This window comes from Caenibacillus caldisaponilyticus (genome assembly GCF_002003465.1).
Taxonomy (GTDB): Bacteria; Bacillota; Bacilli; order Bacillales; family Sporolactobacillaceae; genus Caenibacillus; species Caenibacillus caldisaponilyticus.
Genome location: NZ_BDDQ01000020.1, coordinates 15,472 through 37,371 on the forward strand (window position 1 = coordinate 15,472; position 21,900 = coordinate 37,371).

Here is a 21,900-nt window from a genome sequence, read left to right on the forward strand (position 1 = left end):
TATAATTCCGAAGTTAATGGAAAAAATATTAAGGAATTAGGCGAGGAGGGATGGATTGGATGAAAGCATTCGCCGCGGTCGCCTTGTGCGCGCTCGTCGCATGGACCGGGTTACCGTCAACCGCCGTATTGGCGAAGGAAAAGGCGTCCGAAAAATTGGTGGATCAAGTGAAATCGGCGGTTTTAATGGAAAAAGACACCGGCACCGTTTTGTACAGCCAAAACGCCGACGATCGCTTGCCGCCGGCCAGCATGACCAAAATCATGACGCTGTTGCTCATTTTCAAGGCGTTGGACGCTCAAGACATTTCTTTAAAAGATAAAGTGAGGATCAGTGAGCATGCCGCATCCATGGGCGGTTCGCAAGTGTTTCTGGAACCGGGGGAAACCATGACCGTCCGGGATTTGATCAAAGCCATTGCGATCGCTTCCGCCAACGATGCTTCCGTGGCGATGGCCGAATACATAGCGGGTTCTGAACAGGCCTTTGTCAAGAAGATGAATGAGGAGGCCAAGCGCCTCGGGCTGAAGAACACGCATTTTAAAAATCCGACCGGCTTATCGGCGGACGGCCATTATTCAAGCGCCCGCGACATGGCCTTGATGGCCAGAGCCTTGCTCCGCTATCCGGAAGTTCTTAAATTCACGTCGATTTATGAAGATTATTTGCGGGAAAACACCGACAATAAATTTTGGCTCGTCAACACCAATAAAATGATTAAAACGTATCCGGGGGTCGACGGGTTGAAAACCGGGTTTACGCAAGAAGCGAAATATTGCCTGACCGCGACCGCCATGAAAAACGGCATGCGCGTCATCGCCGTCGTCATGGGGGCGCCGACGACGAAAGTCCGAAATGAACAAGTGGCGAAGATGCTCGATCACGCTTTCAATGCCTACAAGACGAAAAAACTCATGGACTCGGGCCGTGTGGTCCGCCTCGTCCCGGTGAACAAAAGCGAAGAAGGCAAAGTTCCGGCCGTCACCCGCGATCCTGTCGTCCTCTTGCTGAAGCGCGGCGAGGCGGCGAGCCATTTGAAAACGTCGGTCCATTTAACAAAAGGATTAAAAGCTCCGCTGAAAGCCGGGAGCGTCGTCGGTCACGTCTCGGTCAAGAAGGGAAACGAGCTCGTGTCACAGACGCCGCTCATCGTGACGAAAGACATCAAACCCGCTTCGTGGTGGCAATTGTTTAAACGGAACATCGGCAAAATGACAAGTGGGTCGTGGTGAGTCGAACGTCCACTAGTTTTGTCAATGGGAAGGAATTGGCTGTGCCCGGCACGAAACTGTTACGTGCAGGATTTTCAGTCAAGCGGATGCGTTAAAAGGAGGAGAAATCAGTGAGTCTTCGCGTCGATTTGGAAGTGATCGATCACGTGCTTTGTGTTCGTTTGGAAGGTGAGCTGGATCATCACACCGCCGATGAGCTGCGCGATCGGGTGAACCAAGCGTTGGAGCGGAAACCGGTCCGCCACATTTTACTGAATCTCGGCGGATTGGAATTTATGGACAGCTCCGGGCTCGGCGTCATTCTCGGCCGCTATAAACAAATCACCTCCCAAGGCGGGGAAATGGTCGTCTGCTCCATTTCTCCCTTCGTCAAAAGGCTCTTTGAAATGTCGGGGCTGTTCAAGATCATCCGCTTGGAAGACGATGAAGCTTACGCGCTTCTGACCTTGGGGGTGGCGTGATGAAGAACAAAATGAGGCTGGAGTTTTCCGCCAGGAGCGAAAACGAATCGTTCGCCCGCGTCGCCGTTGCCGCGTTCGTCGCTCAGCTGGATCCGACCATGGATGAATTGACCGAGATCAAAACCGTTGTTTCCGAAGCGGTCACCAATGCGATCATACACGGTTATGAGAACAAGGGGACCGGAACCGTCGTCATCGAGGCGGAGATCGTCGACGATACGGTCCATTTGGCGATTCGCGATGAAGGCGTCGGCATCGAAAATCCTGAAGAGGCTCGCCAGCCGCTTTTTACGTCCAAACCCGAGTTGGAGCGTTCGGGGATGGGGTTTACGATCATGGAAAATTTCATGGATCACGTGGCGTTGGAAACCGCGCCGGGCTACGGCACGACGGTCTATTTGACGAAGCACTTAACGCGCAATAAGGCGCTGTGCAATTAGAATGATCGCGATGCCAGTTGACATGATAAGGAGAGTCGACGCCTATGGATGTCAACGCTAAACGCCAATCCAAAGAGCCGCTTTTGGACGACGGGGAAGTCAAGGATTTAATCGCGCGCAGCCAGAAAGGTGATAAGGAAGCCCGCGATCTCATCGTGCAAAAAAACATGCGGCTTGTGTGGTCGGTCGTTCAACGTTTTTTAAACCGCGGATACGAAGCGGACGATTTGTTTCAAATTGGCTGCATCGGTTTGCTGAAATCGGTGGACAAATTCGATTTGTCCTTTGACGTCAAATTCTCGACGTATGCCGTGCCGATGATCATCGGGGAGATCCAGCGCTTCATCCGCGACGACGGCACCGTCAAGGTGAGCCGCTCATTGAAGGAAATGGGCAACAAAGTGCGCAAGAAAAAAGACGAACTCTCAAAAAAACTCGGCCGCAATCCGACGGTTGGAGAGTTGGCCGATGCGCTGGAGGTCACGCCCGAAGACATTATCATGTCGCAGGAAGCGATCCGCACGCCGTCTTCCATCCATGAAACCGTCTATGAAAACGACGGCGATCCGATCACTTTGCTCGATCAAATTTCCGACAAATCGGAAAGCGATTGGTTTGACAAAATCGCGCTTCGCCAAGCGGTTCAACATTTGAAAGACCGGGAGAAACTCATCGTTTACTTGAGATATTTTAAAGATCAGACGCAGTCGGAAGTCGCCGCCCGCCTTGGCATTTCGCAAGTGCAAGTCTCGAGGCTGGAAAAGAAAATTTTGGCGGAGATCAAAGGCCAGATGGTGGAATGACCGTCAGGCCTTTTTTCTTTGTTTAAAAAGGAATTGGGAAAACAAACGCGCTCGATGTTGTCAAGCTTCCCGATGCGCTCCGGTTTCACAAACGCGACCGCGCGCTATAACATTCATTAGGAAAATTTTGTTAAGAACGCCCGAATCGGAATGATCCGCCCGCCTCTGATCCATACTAAAAAAGCAAAGGGGTGGGTGTTTATGGCCATTTCGATCTATATTCGCATGCGCTACAAGTTTACGGCGGCGCTCGGCGATTGTATCCGAATCGGAAAATTGGCGCACATCATCGCACCCGACCGCATTAAAAAGGAGATTGCCGAGCTTCCCATCCACCGCATCGTATCGAAGGACAACAAATTTGTCGTCATCGACGCGATGGATGTGATCCAGGCGATCTGCAAAAAATTCCCGGACTGCGACATTCAAACGGTCGGGCCGTCGCAAACCATAATTGAAGTGGTGACGAAAAAGCGCAAGAGCGGTCCCGTCTTCTTCATCTTGGTCTGGGTTCTTCTGTTCATCGGCGCGGGGCTGACCATCATGAATTTTCACGAGGATGTTTCCATGGCGAGCGTGCATCGAAAAATTTACCATTTGGTCACCGGAAGGGAAAACGCTCGGCCTCTCATCATGCAAATCCCCTATTCATTCGGCGTCGGAATCGGTATGATTCTTTTTTTTAACCATATTTTTAAAAAACGCTTTAACGAAGAACCGAGTCCGCTCGAAGTGGAAATGTTCAATTACCAACAAGATCTCGATCAATATGTCATTCTCGAAGAAAACCGGAAAAGCGAGTTCAAGCGGCATGGTGATTGAACTCGCCGTCCTTGCGATAGTCGGTTTTGCCAGCGGCCTGGCCGTCGGCTGCGGGTTCGTCGCTTTTTTAACCGTGCTCGGCATCATCCCGCGCCTCGCCCAGCTGACCGATACCCGCCGCTATATTCCGGGATATGAGTGGAGCGTCGTGTGCGGCGCCATTGCCGGCACGTGGCTCGGCCTTCGCCACATTCAGTTGTCGCTGCCGGCGATCGTGCTCGTGCCGATCGGACTAGCCGCCGGCGTATTCGTCGGCATGCTCGCCGCCGCCTTGACGGAAGTTTTGAATGTCTTGCCGATTTTGGCCAAACGGATCGGCGTCAATGAGCAGATCTTGATCTTGCTCATGGCGATCGTCATCGGCAAGGTTTGCGGATCGCTTTTTCATTGGACGTTTTTCATCCACGATTTGAAGGAATAAGCCGGAGATGTTCAGGAGGAGATGCCATGAAAACGTTAAACGACCCTAAAAATTATAAAAAAAACATCAAAGCGTTTCATCCGAAAACCAATTACTTCATGAATTGCCTGAAGGCCTTCCTCGTCGGCGGCTTCATCTGCCTCGTCGGCGAAGCCATCCAAAAGGCATACGCCGCTTTTACCGATTACACCGAAAAATCGGCGGGCAATCCGACGGTCGCGACCTTGATATTGATTTCTTCATTGCTCACCGGTTTCGGCGTCTACGACAAGATCGGCCAATTCGCCGGCGCCGGTTCGCTCATACCCGTCACCGGTTTTGCAAATTCTATAACGAGCGCGGCTTTGGAACACAAAAGCGAGGGGATCGTCCTCGGCATCGCGACGAACATGTTCAAGCTCGCCGGCTCGGTCATCGTCTTCGGCGTCGTTTCGGCAACGGTCTTCGGGCTGATTCGTCTGACCGTCAATAACTTGTTAGGGTAAGGAGGAAGGCTCGTGAAGATCGGAAAACAAACGTGGCGTTTCCAAGAACCTGTCTATCTCATATCCACGGGCACGACGGCGGGGCCGCTTGAGAAGCGGGGACCGCTCGGAGAGACGATCGATAAGACCTTTGATGATCTCCACTGCGGCGAAAAAAACTGGGAAGCGGCCGAGAGAAGACTGATGCGGGAAGCGGTCGACATCTGTTTGAAAAATGTCAACCTGTCGCCGGAAGAAGTGGATTATTTTTTGGCCGGCGACCTGTTAAATCAAACCGTGACGAGCAATTTCATCGCGAGGGAAACGCGGATTCCTTACCTCGGTTTGTTCGGCGCTTGTTCGACTTCCATGATGGGGCTCGCACTCGCTTCGCTGTTGGTCGACGGCGGCTACGCCAACCACGTTTTGACGGCGGTGAGCAGCCATAACGCCACGGCCGAACGGCAGTTTCGCTATCCGACGGAATATGGCGGCCCCCGGCCGCAGACCGCGACGTTTACCGCCACGGGAGCGGGGGCGGCGCTCGTCGGCAAAGCCCGGTCCCCCATCGTCATCAGAGAGGCGACGATCGGCCGCGTCATCGATTGGGGGATCGGTGACGCTTATGATATGGGCTCGGCGATGGCGCCCGCAGCCGCCGACACGATCGAGCGCCACCTTCACGACACGGGCCGAAATCCCGAGGATTACGACATGATCCTCACCGGTGATCTCTCGAGCGTCGGCAGCCCGATTCTTCGCCAACTCCTGTGGGAGCGCGACTTGGACATCAGCGAAATCCACCAGGACAGCGGGCTTATGCTCTACAGCCCCAACCAACCGGTGTTTGCGGGCGGCAGCGGCACCGCTTGCTCGGCGATCGTCACTTACGGGTATATCGTGCGCCTGCTGCGAACGGGAAAAATCGGGCGCGTGCTGATCGTCGCGACGGGTGCGCTCCTCAATCCGACGATCATCCAGCAAAAAGAGTCGATTCCGTGCGTCGCTCACGGCATTGTGTTGGAATCGACGGGAGGCGAGTAAATGGATTTTGTATGGGCTTTTGTCATCGGCGGATTGATCTGCGTCATCGGTCAAATGTTGTTGGATCTCTTTAAGCTCACACCGGCGCACGTCGTCGTTTCATTCGTCGTGGCCGGGGCGTTTTTGGATGCGTTCGGGCTATACGATAAACTCATCGCTTTCGCCGGCGCAGGGGCGACGGTGCCGATCACGAGTTTCGGCCACTCTTTATTGCACGGCGCCATGCAGGAAGCCAATGAACACGGCTACATAGGGTTGGCGATGGGCGTTTTTAAGCTCACTTCGGCGGGCATCACTTCCGCTCTCTTGTTCGGTTTTCTAGTGGCTTTGATTTTTAAGCCGAAGGGTTGACGCGCGCTTTTTGTGAAATGGTTTCCGTCACTAAAAGGGGGCGGGCCGAGCGTGCGGGCCGTCGGGATTGCCGCGAAAGATCGGAATTAAGCGGGAAAAGCCGCGCCGCTTTTCATGAGACTGGCGAAAGAAAGAAGGGGTTATCATCAAAGAGACCAAGGAACCGATTAAAAAGCGGATTAGAGAGAATAAGGCGTTCATGGAAGAACGCGTTGGCATCGGAACGAGTTTCGACGTCGGCGTCCGTGAAATGAAGATTCTCGGACGAAAAATCCAGATCTATTACTGTAATTCCTTGGTGGATGCTTTATTCGTCATCGAAATTCTTCGCGAGCTGCTGAGGCTCGTCAATGAACACCGCCCGGTTTCGGACGTCAAAAACGTGATCAAAAACCATTTGGCGCACGAGCAAGTCAAGGAAATTCAAACGATGGACGAAGCCGTCGACAATATGCTGTCCGGCTTGATCGTCCTTTTCATCGACGGCGAAACCGTAGGGCTCGTCATCGATACGCGCCATTATCCGGGGCGGCAGCCCGAAGAACCCGATGTGGAACGCGTCGTCCGCGGCGCACGCGACGGGTTTACCGAAAACATCATTGAGAATGTCGGCCTCATCCGCCGCCGCCTGCGCGACGAGCGTTTTCGTTCGGAAATCCTTCGCGTCGGCGAGCGTTCCAAAACCGATGTCAGCCTTTGCTACCTCAAAGATGTCGCCAATCCCGGCCTGGTGGACACCTTGCGAAAAGGGTTAAAAGAGATCGAGGTGGACGGTGTTCCGATGGCCGATAAATCCATCGAAGAATTTCTCGTCAAGCAAGGGTTGAACCCGTTTCCGCTCGTCCGCTACACCGAGCGCCCGGACGTTGCCGCCATCCATATCCTGGAAGGCCACGTTCTCGTTGTGACCGATACGTCGCCGAGCATCATCATTTTTCCGACGACGATCTTTCACCATATGCAGCATGCGGAAGAATACCGGCAAACACCGGTTGTCGGCGCGTTTCTGCGCTGGGCGCGCTTCATCGGGATTTTGACGTCGGTCTTCCTCGTCCCGCTTTGGCTCGTCCTCGTTTTAAACGATAGCACCTTGCCGGACTGGCTGCAGTTTCTCGGCCCGCACAATCACAAGTATCACGTCCCCATCCTGCTCCAAGTTTTGATCGCGGACATCGGCATCGAGATTATCCGCATGGCCGCCATCCATACGCCCACCTCGCTGTCGACGGCGCTCGGCTTGATCGCCGCGGTGTTGATCGGCCAAATCGGGGTGCAAGTCGGGGTGTTCACATCGGAGGTGATTTTATATACGTCGTTGGCCGCGATCGGCGGTTTCTCCACGCCGAGCTATGAGCTGAGCGTCGCTAATAAAATCGTCCGCGTCGTCTTGATCTTCTCCTCGGCGTTGTTCGGCATTCCCGGTTTCGTCGTCGGTTCGACGCTTTTTGTCATCTATCTGGCCCGCGTGGAAAATTTGAACACGCCGTATTTGTGGCCGTTTATCCCGTTTAACCCGAAGGCGATGGCGGATGTGCTCATTCGCACGGCGGTGCCGTTGTCGCGCATCCGGCCGAGCATCGTCCGGCCGCTGGATAAAAGAAGGCAGCCCGCGCGGTAAAGCGGACGAGCGGAAAGGCTTCCGTCCGCTTTTTCTATGAAGGCCAAGAATGATGGCGAAAGATTCGGCGACGTGGTCGGCATTTACCCTTTTACAGTGAAGAATGTCTTTGCTATACTAAAATATATCTTTTTTGGTGCGCTTATCATAGACTACGGATACGGCATATCGTTTTCCCTTCAGGCATTCACCTCCGCTTGCATCAGGTGGGTGCCGCCTTTCTTTACGAAAATGTGCCGCGAACAACGGTCGCCGTGCGGCGCGTGATAAAAAATTTTCATGGGAAAGTAAGGAGCCGAAGAGCATGTTGGAAAAACCGTCGGTCAATCAGCAGGGCCACCTCGAAATCGGAGGCGTCGACGCCGTCTGGCTGAGCAAGACATATGGCACGCCGCTTTATATCTATGATGTTCGCAAAATCAGAGAAAAAGCAGCGGCATTTCAGGCCGCTTTTGCCGATTTACCGGTTCGTTATCAAGTGGCTTACGCCAGCAAAGCGTTTTCTACGATCGCGATGATCCAATTGGTCGATGAATTGGGCTTGGCATTGGACGTCGTCTCGGGCGGAGAGCTTTACACCGCGCTTCGCGCCGGCTTTCCTGCCGAACGCATCCATTTTCACGGAAACAATAAATCGCTCGAAGAATTGCGCTATGCGGTGCGCGAAAACATCGGGGCCATTGTGGTCGACAATTTTTATGAACTCGAGCTGCTTAAAACCGTTTCCCGCGAGATCGGAAAACCCGTGAACATCCTGTTGCGCCTGACGCCGGGCGTCGGCGCCGACACGCACGCGTATATTTCGACGGGACAGGACGATTCCAAGTTCGGTTTTTATTTGTCGACGGGAGACGCTCGAAAAGCGTATCGCGCCGCGCTGACGGACGACCGCTTCCATCTCGTCGGCTTGCATTTTCACATCGGCTCCCAGCTCTTTACTCCGGACGCCCACGTGCTGGCGGTGCAACGATTGTATAAAGAGTTGGAACAATGGAAGTCGGAATTCGGCTGGCTCCCGAACGTTCTGAATGTGGGCGGCGGCTTCGGGATCGCCTATACCGACGGCGATGAACCGACGGAACCGCGCCGGTTCATTCGGCCGATCGTGGAAGCCGTGCTTGCGGAATGCCGGGCGCGTTCGCTCGAAGTGCCGGAGATTTGGATTGAACCGGGCCGGGCGATCGTCGGGGAGGCGGGAACGACCCTTTATACCATCGGCAGCCGCAAGACGACCTCGGGTCAAAAAACATTCATCGCCGTTGACGGCGGCATGACGGATAATTTAAGGCCTGCGCTTTATCAATCCAAATATGAAGCGATCATCGCCAATCGCGCCGACCAGACGGCGCGCGAACGGGTGACGATCGCGGGAAAATGCTGTGAAAGCGGAGACATTCTCATCGAAGATATCGATTTGCCCGAAGCGCGTCCGGGGGACATATTGGCGGTCTTTTGCACGGGCGCCTACGGATATGCCATGGCCAACAATTATAACCGCCTGCCCCGCCCCGCCGTTGTTTTTGTTGAAGACGGCGAAGCCCGCCTGGTCGTCGAACGCGAAACGTTTGAAGACCTCATCCGGCACGACCTGCCTCTTCGGGATCCGGCACGCTCGCGGTCTTAATGCCTTTTTCAGGAAAAGGGCTGCAAACTTCAAGCGCCATTGTCTATAATGGATGAAGGTTGTATGATGGTAGAGAACGTGCAAACCGCGGCGTTGGCCTGGTGCATAAAGCTCTCGCAAAAGAGAAAAGATGGGCATAAAGTCTTGAATAACGAGGGGTTTAAGAATGCTCTTGCGCTATAAGAAAAGCTACGAAAAAATTGCGATGGGTTTGTTGTCCTTCGTTCCGTCCGAAAAGGACCTGAAAAAATTGCAACAAACCATCAAGCAATATGAAGAGGATGATGACTGGCAGCTTTTTCTTTGGAAAGAGGAGGACATCATCGGCATCATCGGCATTCACGTCGAAGGGGACACGGCCGTGCTCACGCATCTGAGCGTCAATCCATCCCATCGCAACCAAGGGATCGGAAGGAAAATGGTCATGGCCCTTCGCGATCAAATCGGAAACAAATACCGGCTCGTTCCGTCCAATCAGATCAAAGAATTTTATGATAAATGCCTCGATCAGGAAGATGGCCATTCTTAATCGCCGCGCGATCATCGGGCCGGCGGCCGCTCCCGGCGGGATAACCGTCTAGGCATACGGGAAGCGCGCTTCATATACTACCGTAACCGTCTCTTTGTAGGGATGACACCGGGAGGCCCGATGATGTCAAGAGAACACTATTACGATCTGTTTGTCAAAGCGGTCGGAGATACCGTCGAAATGGAAACGGCTGACGGTGCAGTGATACAAGGCGTTGTCGCTTCCGTCGATGCAAATTATGTCTATTTACACGCTTTTGAGGACGGCCTCGCCTTGATACCGGGCGCCCCTGAACGAGCAACGGGGAAAAAAGCGCCGACGGCCGTGCCGCTCGCTTCGATTTTGTCGCTCGCTTTCATCACGGTTTATTGATGCAACCGCGTTTTTCGCAACGACCGGGGCGAAGAACGTGCGAACGCCTCGCACGGGGCTTGAACGCTCGGTTGGTTCAATAGAGGTTGTCGCCCGCCGCCTTTAAAATCCCGAAAAAGCGATTCCGTTGCCGTGTCATCGTTCGCCGCACATTGTTTTCGCGGTGTTCCTTGCAAACGAACGCGTTGGGACAAGCCGGTTATTCGATTGCGAGTCACGGATCGGTTGGGGACAGGTGGAGCGTTTTGGAGTATAAAGTGAAAATTGATGCGTTCGAAGGTCCGCTTGACCTTCTTTTGCATCTTATTAAAAAATTGGAGATCGACATTTATGATATTCCCGTTGCGGTCATCACCGAGCAATATCTCGATTTCATCCATGCGATGCAAGAGTTGCAGCTGGATGTCGCGAGCGAATATTTGGTGATGGCGGCGACGCTTATTGAAATGAAGAGCCGCATGCTGTTGCCGAAACCGGAGCCGCTCGACGCGGATTTGGATGAAACCGCGCCCGAAGACGAGGAAGACCCGCGTGAAGAACTCGTCCGTCGGCTTCTTGAATACCGCCAGTATAAGGAAGCGGCCGAAGTTTTAAAAGAGAAGGAACTTGAGCGGCGCAAGGTCTACGCCAAACCGCCGTCGGACTTGACGGCTTACGTCGATAAAGCGCCTGATCCCCCGCTCGCCAATGTTTCGATCTACGACATGCTCGCCGCCTTTCGCCATTTGCTGAGGCGTAAACAATTGGAGAAGCCGCTGAACACGAAGGTGCAAAAGCAGGAAGTGCCGATCGGGCCGCGCATGGAGGCGATTGTCAAGCGCCTCAAGGTTTCGCGCAAACCCTTGGCGTTTTCTGCGTTGTTCACCTATCCCAACCGCACGCATCTCGTCGTCACGTTTTTGGCCTTGCTCGAGCTGATGAAAGAACGTCGGATCATGTGCGTCCAAGACCGCAATTTTTCGGAAATCATGGTATATCTCTTGGATGAGGGAGGCGTGCTTTCGTGACGAAAATCAAAGCGATTCTTGAAGCCTTGCTGTACGTCAGCGGGGAAGACGGCGTCACCTTGGAGCAAATGATAAAGGTGCTTGATGCCTCGGAAGGCGCCGTTATCGCTGCCCTCAAAGAGATCAAAGCGGAATTGGAACGCGATGATCGCGGGCTGGACCTCGTTGAAGTGGGCGGAGCGTATCAATTGATCACGAAACCGGAGGTCGCCGAATACATAGAAAAACTGGTGCAAACCCCGAAACCGTCCACTTTGTCGCAAGCCGCGCTCGAAACGCTCGCGGTGATCGCCTACAAACAGCCGGTTTCTCGGGCGGAAATCGAAGAAGTGCGCGGGGTCAAGTCGGAAAAGGCGTTGCAGACGCTCATGTCCAAAGGTTTGATCAAAGAGGTCGGGCGCGCGGAAGGCACGGGTCGGGCTATTTTATATGGTCTGACGGACGCGTTTTTTTCCCATTTCGGTTTAAAATCATTGGACGAATTGCCGCCGATGCCGACGGCCGACGAGGCGGACGTCGAAGAGGATGCGGATCTGTTTTACGAGAAATTTCAACAAACGGTGTTGGATATCTGAGAATCATCGGAGCGTTGGCTCCGATTTTATTTTTTTACGAGCGTTCGAGCGCGAAGCGACGAGACGGGCCGAAACTTGGCGGGAGAGATCCGGGACCGTCCGCCGCCGATCATAATCCCCTTGTCCACGCATACACTTGTACAAAAGACAGCGGAGGGACGGGATGACACGTTGCGCTTCCAATTGAGACAAATAGCGCTGGCGGCCGTCGCTTTATTGTCCATCACCATGGCGGCGGCCGCTGCGGCGCGGGCGGAAGGAAAACCCGCTCCCATCGAGGTCTCGGCTGAATCGGCGATTTTGATGGACGGGACGAGCGGCCGGGTGCTTTTTGAAAAGGACGCCCATAAAAAGATGCGGATCGCCAGCATCACGAAGGTCATGACCGCGATCCTCGCCATTGAATCGGGCAAGATGGACCAGACCGTTAAAGTGGACGGCCGGGCCGTCGGCACGGAAGGCTCCAGCATTTACTTGAAAGCCGGCGAGAAATTGAAGCTGCGCGATTTGGTTTATGGCCTGCTCCTTCGCTCGGGAAACGACGCGGCCGTGGCCATTGCGATCGCGGTCGCCGGCAGCGAGAGCGGATTCGTCCGACTCATGAACGAAAAGGCAATGGAATTGGGCATGTTGGATACGCATTTCGCCAATCCGCACGGGCTTGACGACCCGGACGGCAACCACTATTCGACCGCTTACGATATGGCGCTGTTGACCAAATACGCCAGGCAAAACCGCACGTTCAGAACCATTTTTAAAGCGAAATATTACTCGGCGCCTCAAGAGGGCGAACGGTGGGAGCGAAAATGGAAAAATAAAAATAAATTGTTGTTTCGCTACAAATATTCGACGGGCGGAAAAACCGGCTTTACGAAGCGGGCGGGCCGCACGCTCATCTCAACCGCTTCGAAACGCGATCTCGATTTGATCGCCGTCACTCTGAACGACGGCGACGATTGGCGGGACCATATGAATCTTTTTAATTGGGCCTTTCAAAACTATAAAATGACCGAGATCGTCCATAAAGGGCGAATCACCAATGTCCGGCCGGGGGTTAACGAAAATCGGCTCTACGTCGCGCGGGACGTGAAGGTGCCGCTCAACGATGAGGAAAAGGATCATCTCTCGACGGCGGTGACCTTGTTTCAAACGGGCAAAAATGAAAAGCGGGCGGACGGCGCCCCGTTTCCGGCGGGATATTTGTACGTCAAAGCGGACGGCGACGTGATTGAAAAAGTGCCGCTTTTTTACGATCCGCCGGATAAAGGCCGCGGGTTCTGGCAACTGTTTGGTGTCGTCGTGCAGATGATCGCGGGATATGGGCGGCCATGATTAATTATATTTGGGCCTTTATGTTTATCGTCGGCTTGGGGTATGCGGCATGGAACGGCAAAATGGAAGCCGTCAACCGGGCGATTTTTAAAGCCGCCGAAGAAGGCGTGACGCTGAGTTTAGGTTTGATCTTCATCTTGATTTTTTGGCTGGGCGTGATGAAGATTGCCGAGGCGAGCGGATTGTTATCCGCCGTCTCCAAACTTTTTAAGCCCTTGTTAAAGCGCTTGTTTCCCGACATTCCCGAAGATCATCCGGCCATGGGTTATATCGTGACCAACACGGTGAGCAACATGTTCGGGCTCGGCAATGCCGCCACGCCGATGGGGATCAAGGCGATGGAGGCGCTGAAACGATTGAACCGCAATCGCCCGACCGCAAGCCGTTCGATGGTGACCTTGCTCGCCCTGAATACGTCTGGCTTTACGCTCATTCCGACGACGGTGATCGCCGTGCGCATGAAATACGGGGCGGCCGAGCCGACGGACATCGTCGTCCCGACCTTGCTCGCCACCGCCGTCGGTACCTTGTCCGCCGTGTTGATCGATCGGTATTTCTATTATCGCCGCCAAAAAAAGGGACGGGACGATTGAAAAAGCCGGGGGACGGCCCCCGTGAACAAAGCGGCGGGAGTCCACACGTGCGGATGGCCGCTCGCTCGTCGATGGCCTTAAGGCGGAAGAGCGGGCGATAGGGAGGCGACCGGGCATGCGCATTCCCGGCGGTTCCTTTTTGACCGTTCATTCCGGATTTGTCTTCAAAAAATGTATTGATCAAGCATCCATGCTCGGTCCAATGGAAAGGGGGGCATGCCCGTGGCGTTTTTGACGAGCTTGTCGGCATGGTTCGTGCCCGCGCTCATCGGATTTATTTTGATCCACGCGACGTTCAAGCGCGTTCCGACCTATGAAATGTTTGTCGAGGGCGGAAAAGACGGTTTTCACATGGCGATTTCGATCATGCCCTATCTCGTCGGCATGCTCGTGGCGATCGGCGTCTTTCGCGCTTCGGGCGCCATGGATGCCTTGGTCGCCGTTTTACAACCCGTGTTTCACGCCATCGGCGTTCCTGCGGAGATCGTTCCGCTCGCTTTGATCCGGCCGATTTCAGGAAATGGGGCGCTCGGGGTGATGTCGGATTTGCTTTCGACTTATGGGGCGGACTCGTTTATCGGGCGCCTCGCTTCGACGATCCAAGGCTCGACGGACACGACGCTCTATGTCATCACCGTCTATTTCGGCGCGGTCGGCATTAAAAACATCGGCGATTCGCTCAAGGTCGGTCTCCTTGCCGATCTGGCCGGCATCGTCGCCGCCATCGTCGTCGTCTCGCTCATGTTTGCCAAGTAGCATGATCGCTTGCCGTGCACGGCGGCCGTTCTCACTTTTTGATCTCTTTCCCCGTCGATCTCTGCGGGGCTTTTTTGTATTTTAATAAGGAAGTAGGCGGATGCGCCGCGCGGAGATCATCAACTTGTGAAATTTTGACGGTAAGGGTATGATGGTTTTTGAGGTGGACAAGTGAGAGATGGAGAGATTGCAGAAAGTCATCGCACGCGCAGGTTTAGCATCCAGAAGAAAGGCGGAGCAAATGATCGCCGAAGGCCGGGTGAAGGTCAACGGCAAAATCGTCACCGAACTCGGGACGAAAGTGAGCAGTAAAGACCGCATCGAAGTCGACGGCATTCCCGTCGAACGGGAAGCCCCGGTTTACTTTTTGTTTTATAAACCGACGGGCGTCATCAGCAGCGTGAAAGACGAGAAGGGCAGAAAGGTCGTCACGGATTTTTTTCCGGACGTTAAAGAACGCATCTTTCCCGTCGGCCGCCTGGATTATGATACTTCGGGCGTGCTGTTGCTGACGAACGACGGCGATTTCGCCAACCTGCTCATGCATCCGCGCTATCGAATCGAGAAGGAATATGTTGCCAAATTGGACGGCATTCCCGATAAAAAGACGTTGCGGCGGCTTGAACGGGGCATCGAATTGGAAGACGGCCCGACCGCACCCGCCAAGGCGAAGCTGCTGTCCGCTGATCGCAAAAAAGGCACGGCGATCGTCAGCATTACGGTTCACGAAGGCCGCAATCGCCTGGTGCGGAGAATGTTTGAAGCGATCGGTTTCAAAGTGTTAAAGCTGAAGCGGGAACGTTATGCTTTTTTGGATACGAAAGGCTTGAAGCCGGGCGAATACCGTCCATTAAAACCGCATGAGGTGAAATTGCTGCGCGAGATGGCTGTCACATAACCGTCACAAAGCGGAAAAGTCGGCCGATTTTTTTGCGTTATAGTAATATTGAGATTATGTCGGCTTAATGATTGGGGAGGATGGACTTGGGCCGTGAGATCATCTGTGAGTGCGGCTACGTGAACCCCGAAGGCACGATATTGTGCGAAGCGTGCGGCAATCCGCTTCGAGACGACCAAACCAAACCGATCTTGACGATGCGGTATGAAGGCGGAGCCCGCCGCTCGCAAACCTATCAAAGGACGATCATCGATAAAATATGGAATTATTTTTCATCCGTTAAAGTGGGCATTGCGCTGATCATCCTCGTCCTCATCGCGATGGCGATCGGGACGATCCTGCCCCAGGACAACGCCATTCCGTCGGATGATCCGGAAACGTATTACGCCAAACAGTGGGGGGCGTTTGGCAAACTTTACGTCAAACTCGGCTTCGACCACCTTTATACGTCCTGGTGGTGGATCATTTTGCTCGGCTTGCTCGGCCTTTCGATTACGGTGGCGAGCATCGACCGCTTCGTGCCTTTGTACAGGGCGTTAAAAAACCAGCGGGTGACGAGGCACGAGCGCTATTTGCGGAGGCAGCGGCTGTTCGGCCGGACCCAGACGGACCGCCCGGACGAAATCATCGCGAAGGCAAAAGAAGTATTAAAGGAGAAACGCTATCGCATCCGCGAGGAAAACGGCAATCTCTTCGCTGAAAAAGGGCGGTTTTCCAGATGGGGTCCGTACGTGAACCATATCGGCATACTGATCGTTCTCCTCGCCGGCGTGCTCCGCTTCGTCCCGGGCATGTACGTCAATGAAGGCGTCTGGATCCCGGAAGGCGAAAAACGGCTGTTGCCCGGCACGCATGGAAAGTACTACATAGAAAATCATCGGTTTGTGTTGCAAACTTATCAGAAAAACGATAAGCGCTACCAAAAAGCGCTGGATCGCGTCGGGGCGGTTCCGAAAAATTTCCAGTCCAACGTCACGTTGTATAAGGCGAAGGACAGCGCCATTCTCGGTGAAAAGCCCAAGCTCGTCAAGGTGAAAGACTATAAGATCAGGGTCAACCACCCGCTGGTGTACGACCATTACCGCATTTACCAATCCGATTTTCGCACGCAATTGTATAAAATGAAGTTTAACATGGTCGACAAAGAAACCGGCAAATCGTTGGGCACGTTCGCGGTCAATCTCATCAATCCAAAGAAGACGTATGATCTCGGAAACGGATATAAAGTGATATTGGAAGACTATCTGCCGGATTTTTATTTTGATAAAAGCGGCAAGCCCGCGACGAAGAGCAATCAGCCGAACAACCCGGCGTTCGTCTTTAAAATGGTGGCGCCCGACCGACCGAAAGGCGACGTCAGTTTTGTCGGCATCCAAACGAATCTCGAACCGCTCGGAAAAAATAAATACAAGATCGCCTTCAATAATTTGATCACGCGCTATGAATCCGGCCTGTCGGTCCGTAAAGATATGACCGTTTGGGTGGCCTTCGTCGGCGCGATCATCTTCCTCATCGGCGTCGCCCAAGGCATGTATTGGAACCATCGCCGCGTGTGGCTGCAGCGCGTGAACGGCGAGCTTTGGCTTGCGGCGAACGCGAATAAACATTGGCAGAGTTTGAAAAAGGATTTGAGCGTTTTAGTCGATAAAACCGGCCTCAACGCGCCCGTCGACCAATTGGAACAAAAAGCCTTTGAGAGTGAAAACGGAAGGGGGCTTGCCACGTGAGCGCACTCACCGCCAGCCGTCATCTTTTGCTCATCGCGTTTATCCTTTATACCATCGGCACCATACTCTTTACGATCAGCGTCACCGGAAAGAAATTCCGATCGAAGGAAGGGCAGCAGGCCGGACGCCGCCTTGGCGGCGTCGCTTTTGCCGTTGCCCTCCTCGGCTTCCTTTCGCAAGTCGGCTATTTCTTTTCGCGTTGGAAAGCCGACGGCCATGTGCCCGTCAGCAATCTTTTTGAATACACGACGTTTTTCAGCATGATGATGGTGCTCGCTTTCATCATCATTTATCTTATTTATAAAAACAACAGCGTCGGTATCGTGACGCTTCCGATAGCCGTCATCATCATCGCGTATGCCAGCGTCTTCCCGACCGACGTCGAACCGCTGATCCCCGCTTTGCAAAGCAATTGGCTGAAAATTCACGTGACGACGGTGGCGCTCGGCGAAGGCATTCTGTCGCTCAGCTTTGTCGCCGGTTTGGTCTATCTGATCCGGGTGATCGATCAATCGAAGCGGTCGGCGCGCACGTTCTGGCTGGAAGCGGTGCTGTTCGTCTTGATTTGCGCCGTCGCTTTTTCGGCGGTGTCCGCGATCTTCCAAGCGCAGGGCTATCACGTGACCTTTAATTGGGTAAACGAGAAAAATGAGAAAGACCAGCTCACCTATCATATGCCGGCGATCGCCGGCCCCTATGAAGGCGAGAAAATCGCGAAAGACTCGGACCGCTTCGGCCCGCTCTTTGAAGCGCCCTCTTGGATGAACGGAAAGGAAGCGCCGCGCAAGCTCAATACGGTCATCTGGTCGTTTATCGGCGGCGTCATCCTCTATTTGCTGATTCGGCTTTTGCTCTTGGGCCGCCGGATCGGATGGGCGTTGAACCGCATCATGCAAGGCGTGAATCCGCCGCTCATGGATGAAATCAGCTACCGGGCGGTCGCCATCGGCTTTCCGATTTTTACCCTCGGCGGCCTCGTGTTTGCCGCCATCTGGGCGCAAGAAGCGTGGGGCCGATTCTGGGGCTGGGACCCGAAAGAAGTGTGGGCCCTCATCACGTTCTTCTTTTACGCCGCTTATTTGCATTTCCGCCTTTCCCGGGGCTGGGAAGGGGAAAAATCGGCTTGGCTGACGGTGATCGGTTTCATCATCATCATGTTTAACCTCATCTTCGTCAACTTGGTCATCGCCGGCCTGCACTCCTATGCATAAGCCCGGCGCAAAATTGGCAGCCCGATCGCGGCGCGCCGGTTCGGAGCCGTCGGCACCCGATGGGTTCCGAACGCCAGATCCGCCTAGCCGCTGCCGTTTTTCCGTTCCCAAACCGGTCGTTTTATGCGCGAAGCGGCAGGCGAATGGTGGCGAAGCGGCTGCGCTTTATATACAATTTGATGTAGAACTTTAAGACGTTCGTTAAAATAAACCATTGGACGAGTCACGGTTTGAGGAGGATGAAGCATGGACGAGTCTCATGCAAAAATTTTAGTCGTCGATGATGAAGAAAGAATCCGCAGGTTGTTGCGCATGTACCTCGAGCGGGAAGATTACGAAATCGAGGAAGCCGATAACGGCGAGACGGCGCTCGATCTGGCGCTCAAGAACGACTATGATCTGATCATTCTCGATCTGATGCTTCCCGGCATGGACGGCATCGAAGTTTGCCAAAAGTTGCGGGAATCCAAAGCGACTCCGGTCATCATGTTGACGGCGAAAGGGGAAGAGTCCAATCGCGTCCAAGGATTCGAAGTCGGTACGGATGATTACATCGTCAAGCCTTTCAGCCCGCGGGAAGTCGTGCTGCGGGTGAAAGCGCTGCTCAGACGGGCGTCGTCGACAAAATTTTTGGAAACGGACACGTCGGCGAAAAACGTGCTCGTCTATCCCCATCTGACGATCGACCACGACGCCCACCGCGTGACCGTGGACGATCACGAGGTCAACTTGACGCCCAAGGAATACGAACTGTTGTTCTATTTGGCGAGCTCTCCCGACAAAGTCTTCACGCGTGAAGAATTGCTCCGCGACGTTTGGAATTACGAATTTTTCGGCGACCTTCGCACGGTCGACACCCACGTCAAGCGCTTGCGGGAGAAGTTGAACCGCGTCTCCGACCACGCGGGGGACATGATCGTGACGGTTTGGGGCGTCGGTTATAAATTTGAGGTCGTGAACGATTGATGATTTGGCGGAGCGTCGTCGGAAAACTTTGGGGGACGATCCTTGCGCTCGTTTCCGTTGTCCTTTTGTTTCTGACGATGTTGTTGCTTCAATTCTTTGAGGACTTCCACGTCCAAGAAGTCGAAAAGCAGATGAAAGGCATCGCCGCGAAAGTCGCCGCGATCGTATCCGAAGATCCGCATTCCCAAAAGGCGTTGTCCATTGCCTCGCAGATCATCGATGTCTATGGCGCGCGGGCCGTGATCATCGAACGGAATCAACCGTATTGGATCACGCCGAAGCCGCACGATTTACCGTCCATCGATCCGGAATTGATCAAAAACGACCGGGCGCTTTCGAAGGTGTTGACCGAGCATCGCAGCGTCGTGAAGAGCCACTTCACCCTGCCCGGGGAAACCGATAAGGCGGTCGTGGTCGGCGTTCCCATCCGGGCAGGCGCGCGCTGGGACGGCGGCGTTTTTGTCTATCAATCGCTCGACGTCGTCCGCAAGACGACCGACCAAGCGAAGAAGATCATTTACATCAGCGCCGGCATCGCCATCATCTTGACGACGATCTTCGCCTTTTTCCTGTCGACGCGCATCACCGCCCCGCTCCGCATGATGCGCCAAGCCGCCCAACAAGTCGCGAAGGGAAAGTTCAACACCGAAGTGCCCGTCCTGACCCGGGATGAAATCGGCGAGCTCGGCGTCGCTTTCAATCAGATGGCGCGGCAGCTCAAAATGCATATGACCGCTTTAAGCCAAGAAAAAGAGCAGCTCGCCGGCATCTTGAGCAGCATGGCCGATGGCGTCATGACATTCAATAAAGACGGCGAGCTGTTGATCACGAATCCGCCCGCCGAACGCTTTCTCACCGCCTGGGCCTATGAAGAAAACGAAGAGCCCAACGGCGGGGCGGACGAGACGAAGACGAGACCGGTGCCGGCCCCGATTCAAGAGCTCTTTCATCGGGTCGTCGATGAAGAAAAGGAACAGGTGACCGAAGCCAAGGCGCAGGGGCGCACGTGGGTGATTGTCATGACCCCGCTCTATGATCAATCGATCGTGCGCGGCGCCGTCGCCGTCTTGCGCGACATGACCGAAGAACGCCAGCTCGATGAAATGAGAAAGGGCTTCATCGCCAACGTCTCGCACGAGCTTCGGACGCCGATCGCGATGCTTCAAGGTTACAGCGAAGCGATCGTCGACGACGTCGCCGGCTCCGATGAAGAAAAACGGGAAATCGCCAAAATCATATATGATGAATCCTTGCGGATGGGGCGGCTCGTCAACGAGTTGCTTGATCTTGCCCGCATGGAGACCGGCCATTTCCAACTCAACAAAATGCCCGTGAAAATCGGCGAATTTTTCAAACGCGCGGTCGGAAAATTCCAGGCGTACGCCAGGGATGAGGGCCTCAAGTTGACGCTGGAAGGGCCGGCGCGCGGCGATGAGGAGGTCGTAATGGACCCCGACCGGATCGAGCAAGTGTTGACCAATTTGATCGACAATGCGATCCGCCATACGCCGAAAGGGGGCGAGATCGCCGTTTTGGTGAACAATGCGGAAGACCGGCTCGTCATCAGCGTCAAGGATACCGGCACGGGCATCGACGAGGACGACTTGCCGTTTGTCTTTGAGCGGTTTTACAAGGCGGACAAGGCGAGGACGCGCGGCAAAGCCGGCACCGGCTTGGGGCTGGCGATCGCGAAAAACATCGTCGAGGCCCATCGCGGTAAAATCATGGTGCAAAGCAAACGGGGACATGGGACAACCTTTACTTTTTATATACCAAAAAGCGATCCATCCTAATTTACGGCCCGGGAGGCCGAACAGGGGATGCCGGCGCGCCGGGCATCGGTCCGGCAAAGGAACCGGAGGCTGCGGCGATGCCGTCCGGCTCCATGTCCGGCCACAAACATCCTGAATCGCGCATCACCGAAAAGAGGGTGTCTCAAAAGCCTAGCTTTTGAGGCGCCCTCTTTCCTTGTAAAAAAAATCGCTCCTTTTGGTATAATTAAAGTACCACCAATAACTAACCAAAGGAGCGATTTTTTATGAAACATGATCATATTTCCTTCATTAATTATAACATGGACCAACTCATTTTACCATTGGATTTGGAGATTAAAATTCCCCCAAACCATCTTTCTCGCCTTGTTCATCAGGTCGTCGAACAGATTGATGACAAGATTCTTTATCGTGTTTATCCCGGAGGGGGACGAGCAGCCTATCATCCCAAAATGATGTTAAAAGTGATCCTCTATGCCTACACCAAAGGCATTTATTCTTCACGCAAAATCGCTTCCCAACTCCAAGAAAATATTTACTTCATGTGGTTGGCGAATTATCAACAACCGGATTTTCGTACAATTAACCGTTTCCGTTCGGAAAGAATGAAGGATATCATTTATGAAACCTTCTTTTCCATCGTGGATCTCCTCCATCAACAAGGGCTCATCCAATTGGAAGAATACTTTTTAGACGGAACCAAAATCGAAGCCAACGCCAATAAATACACGTTTGTTTGGCGGAAAGCAACAGAAAAATTTGACGCTAAACTCGATGAAAAGTACCGAACGATCGTGGCCGGAATCGAGGCTATAACCAAGGAAGACGAAAAAACTGAAGTTGAATCAAGTTTACAAGAGAGGTTGGATAAAAATCCTGTCA

At 53.8% G+C, this 21,900-nt stretch carries 24 protein-coding genes; all 24 read left to right on the forward strand.

Annotated features, from left to right (window positions below; translation table 11 throughout):
- The first annotated feature begins 59 nt into the window (after positions 1–59).
- Positions 60–1,232, forward strand: a complete 1,173-nt coding sequence (locus CCB157_RS07015; protein WP_077615202.1) for a D-alanyl-D-alanine carboxypeptidase family protein — start codon at positions 60–62, stop codon at positions 1,230–1,232.
- Positions 1,233–1,342: 110 nt separating this feature from the next.
- Positions 1,343–1,693, forward strand: coding sequence for an anti-sigma F factor antagonist (gene spoIIAA / locus CCB157_RS07020; RefSeq protein ID WP_077615203.1), 351 nt, complete (start codon positions 1,343–1,345; stop codon positions 1,691–1,693).
- On the forward strand, positions 1,693–2,133 hold the full coding sequence (gene spoIIAB / locus CCB157_RS07025) for an anti-sigma F factor (RefSeq protein WP_077615204.1): 441 nt from the start codon (positions 1,693–1,695) through the stop codon (positions 2,131–2,133). The genes spoIIAA and spoIIAB overlap by 1 nt, the downstream gene beginning before the upstream one ends.
- Positions 2,134–2,177: 44 nt before the next feature.
- Positions 2,178–2,936, forward strand: a complete 759-nt coding sequence (gene sigF / locus CCB157_RS07030) for an RNA polymerase sporulation sigma factor SigF (RefSeq protein WP_077615205.1) — start codon at positions 2,178–2,180, stop codon at positions 2,934–2,936.
- A 201-nt stretch (positions 2,937–3,137) separates the two neighbouring features.
- Positions 3,138–3,758, forward strand: a complete 621-nt coding sequence (locus CCB157_RS07035; protein WP_077615206.1) for a stage V sporulation protein AA — start codon at positions 3,138–3,140, stop codon at positions 3,756–3,758.
- On the forward strand, positions 3,748–4,179 hold the full coding sequence (locus tag CCB157_RS07040; protein ID WP_077615207.1) for a stage V sporulation protein AB: 432 nt from the start codon (positions 3,748–3,750) through the stop codon (positions 4,177–4,179). The genes CCB157_RS07035 and CCB157_RS07040 overlap by 11 nt, the downstream gene beginning before the upstream one ends.
- A gap of 26 nt (positions 4,180–4,205) precedes the next feature.
- Positions 4,206–4,664, forward strand: coding sequence for a stage V sporulation protein AC (gene spoVAC / locus CCB157_RS07045; RefSeq protein WP_077615208.1), 459 nt, complete (start codon positions 4,206–4,208; stop codon positions 4,662–4,664).
- Between the two features lie 12 nt (positions 4,665–4,676).
- Positions 4,677–5,687 carry a stage V sporulation protein AD gene (gene spoVAD, locus CCB157_RS07050; RefSeq protein ID WP_077615209.1) on the forward strand — a complete coding sequence of 337 codons (1,011 nt, stop codon included), beginning with the start codon at positions 4,677–4,679 and terminating at the stop codon, positions 5,685–5,687.
- Positions 5,688–6,038: a stage V sporulation protein AE gene (gene spoVAE, locus CCB157_RS07055; RefSeq protein WP_077615210.1), complete on the forward strand. Its 351-nt coding sequence runs from the start codon at positions 5,688–5,690 to the stop codon at positions 6,036–6,038.
- A 199-nt stretch (positions 6,039–6,237) separates the two neighbouring features.
- Positions 6,238–7,656 (forward strand): spore germination protein, encoded by a 1,419-nt coding sequence (locus CCB157_RS07060; RefSeq protein ID WP_077615211.1) that lies wholly within the window; start codon positions 6,238–6,240, stop codon positions 7,654–7,656.
- A gap of 304 nt (positions 7,657–7,960) precedes the next feature.
- On the forward strand, positions 7,961–9,280 hold the full coding sequence (lysA, locus tag CCB157_RS07070) for a diaminopimelate decarboxylase (protein WP_077615213.1): 1,320 nt from the start codon (positions 7,961–7,963) through the stop codon (positions 9,278–9,280).
- Between the two features lie 166 nt (positions 9,281–9,446).
- Positions 9,447–9,809, forward strand: coding sequence for a GNAT family N-acetyltransferase (locus tag CCB157_RS07075; RefSeq protein WP_077615214.1), 363 nt, complete (start codon positions 9,447–9,449; stop codon positions 9,807–9,809).
- 123 nt (positions 9,810–9,932) lie between these two features.
- Positions 9,933–10,181: a hypothetical protein gene (locus tag CCB157_RS07080; protein ID WP_077615215.1), complete on the forward strand. Its 249-nt coding sequence runs from the start codon at positions 9,933–9,935 to the stop codon at positions 10,179–10,181.
- Between the two features lie 245 nt (positions 10,182–10,426).
- The gene (locus CCB157_RS07085; protein ID WP_077615227.1) at positions 10,427–11,188 is read left to right on the forward strand and encodes a segregation/condensation protein A; all 762 of its coding nucleotides are present in this window, start codon (positions 10,427–10,429) and stop codon (positions 11,186–11,188) included.
- Positions 11,185–11,763: an SMC-Scp complex subunit ScpB gene (gene scpB / locus CCB157_RS07090; protein WP_077615216.1), complete on the forward strand. Its 579-nt coding sequence runs from the start codon at positions 11,185–11,187 to the stop codon at positions 11,761–11,763. Before CCB157_RS07085 ends, scpB begins: the two co-directional genes overlap by 4 nt.
- A gap of 171 nt (positions 11,764–11,934) precedes the next feature.
- Positions 11,935–13,095, forward strand: coding sequence for a serine hydrolase (locus CCB157_RS07095; protein ID WP_077615217.1), 1,161 nt, complete (start codon positions 11,935–11,937; stop codon positions 13,093–13,095).
- Positions 13,092–13,688, forward strand: coding sequence for a nucleoside recognition domain-containing protein (locus tag CCB157_RS07100; RefSeq protein WP_077615218.1), 597 nt, complete (start codon positions 13,092–13,094; stop codon positions 13,686–13,688). Before CCB157_RS07095 ends, CCB157_RS07100 begins: the two co-directional genes overlap by 4 nt.
- 222 nt (positions 13,689–13,910) lie before the next feature.
- Positions 13,911–14,444, forward strand: a complete 534-nt coding sequence (locus tag CCB157_RS07105; protein WP_274519622.1) for a spore maturation protein — start codon at positions 13,911–13,913, stop codon at positions 14,442–14,444.
- 178 nt (positions 14,445–14,622) lie between these two features.
- Positions 14,623–15,342 (forward strand): pseudouridine synthase, encoded by a 720-nt coding sequence (locus CCB157_RS07110; RefSeq protein ID WP_077615220.1) that lies wholly within the window; start codon positions 14,623–14,625, stop codon positions 15,340–15,342.
- 86 nt (positions 15,343–15,428) lie between these two features.
- Positions 15,429–17,069, forward strand: coding sequence for a cytochrome c biogenesis protein ResB (resB, locus tag CCB157_RS07115; protein ID WP_439951309.1), 1,641 nt, complete (start codon positions 15,429–15,431; stop codon positions 17,067–17,069).
- Entirely contained in the window at positions 17,066–18,280 is a 1,215-nt protein-coding gene (gene ccsA / locus CCB157_RS07120) for a cytochrome c biogenesis protein CcsA (RefSeq protein ID WP_077615222.1), read from the forward strand. The genes resB and ccsA overlap by 4 nt, the downstream gene beginning before the upstream one ends.
- Positions 18,281–18,526: 246 nt before the next feature.
- Entirely contained in the window at positions 18,527–19,246 is a 720-nt protein-coding gene (locus tag CCB157_RS07125) for a response regulator transcription factor (protein ID WP_077615223.1), read from the forward strand.
- A complete protein-coding gene (locus CCB157_RS07130) occupies positions 19,243–21,039 on the forward strand; it encodes an ATP-binding protein (RefSeq protein WP_077615224.1) in 1,797 nt (598 codons plus the stop codon). Before CCB157_RS07125 ends, CCB157_RS07130 begins: the two co-directional genes overlap by 4 nt.
- A gap of 245 nt (positions 21,040–21,284) precedes the next feature.
- On the forward strand, positions 21,285–21,900 hold a 616-nt coding region (locus CCB157_RS07135), incomplete at its 3' end, for a transposase (RefSeq protein ID WP_143286960.1).

Coding starts and splice junctions, on each gene's coding strand:
- CCB157_RS07015 (WP_077615202.1), top strand. CDS start 60: ATGAAAGCATTCGCCGCGGTCGCCTTGTGCGCGCTCGTCGCATGGACC.
- spoIIAB (WP_077615204.1), top strand. CDS start 1,693: ATGAAGAACAAAATGAGGCTGGAGTTTTCCGCCAGGAGCGAAAACGAA.
- sigF (WP_077615205.1), top strand. CDS start 2,178: ATGGATGTCAACGCTAAACGCCAATCCAAAGAGCCGCTTTTGGACGAC.
- CCB157_RS07035 (WP_077615206.1), top strand. CDS start 3,138: ATGGCCATTTCGATCTATATTCGCATGCGCTACAAGTTTACGGCGGCG.
- CCB157_RS07040 (WP_077615207.1), top strand. CDS start 3,748: ATGGTGATTGAACTCGCCGTCCTTGCGATAGTCGGTTTTGCCAGCGGC.
- spoVAC (WP_077615208.1), top strand. CDS start 4,206: ATGAAAACGTTAAACGACCCTAAAAATTATAAAAAAAACATCAAAGCG.
- spoVAE (WP_077615210.1), top strand. CDS start 5,688: ATGGATTTTGTATGGGCTTTTGTCATCGGCGGATTGATCTGCGTCATC.
- CCB157_RS07060 (WP_077615211.1), top strand. CDS start 6,238: ATGGAAGAACGCGTTGGCATCGGAACGAGTTTCGACGTCGGCGTCCGT.
- lysA (WP_077615213.1), top strand. CDS start 7,961: ATGTTGGAAAAACCGTCGGTCAATCAGCAGGGCCACCTCGAAATCGGA.
- CCB157_RS07075 (WP_077615214.1), top strand. CDS start 9,447: ATGCTCTTGCGCTATAAGAAAAGCTACGAAAAAATTGCGATGGGTTTG.
- CCB157_RS07080 (WP_077615215.1), top strand. CDS start 9,933: ATGTCAAGAGAACACTATTACGATCTGTTTGTCAAAGCGGTCGGAGAT.
- CCB157_RS07100 (WP_077615218.1), top strand. CDS start 13,092: ATGATTAATTATATTTGGGCCTTTATGTTTATCGTCGGCTTGGGGTAT.
- CCB157_RS07110 (WP_077615220.1), top strand. CDS start 14,623: ATGGAGAGATTGCAGAAAGTCATCGCACGCGCAGGTTTAGCATCCAGA.
- CCB157_RS07125 (WP_077615223.1), top strand. CDS start 18,527: ATGGACGAGTCTCATGCAAAAATTTTAGTCGTCGATGATGAAGAAAGA.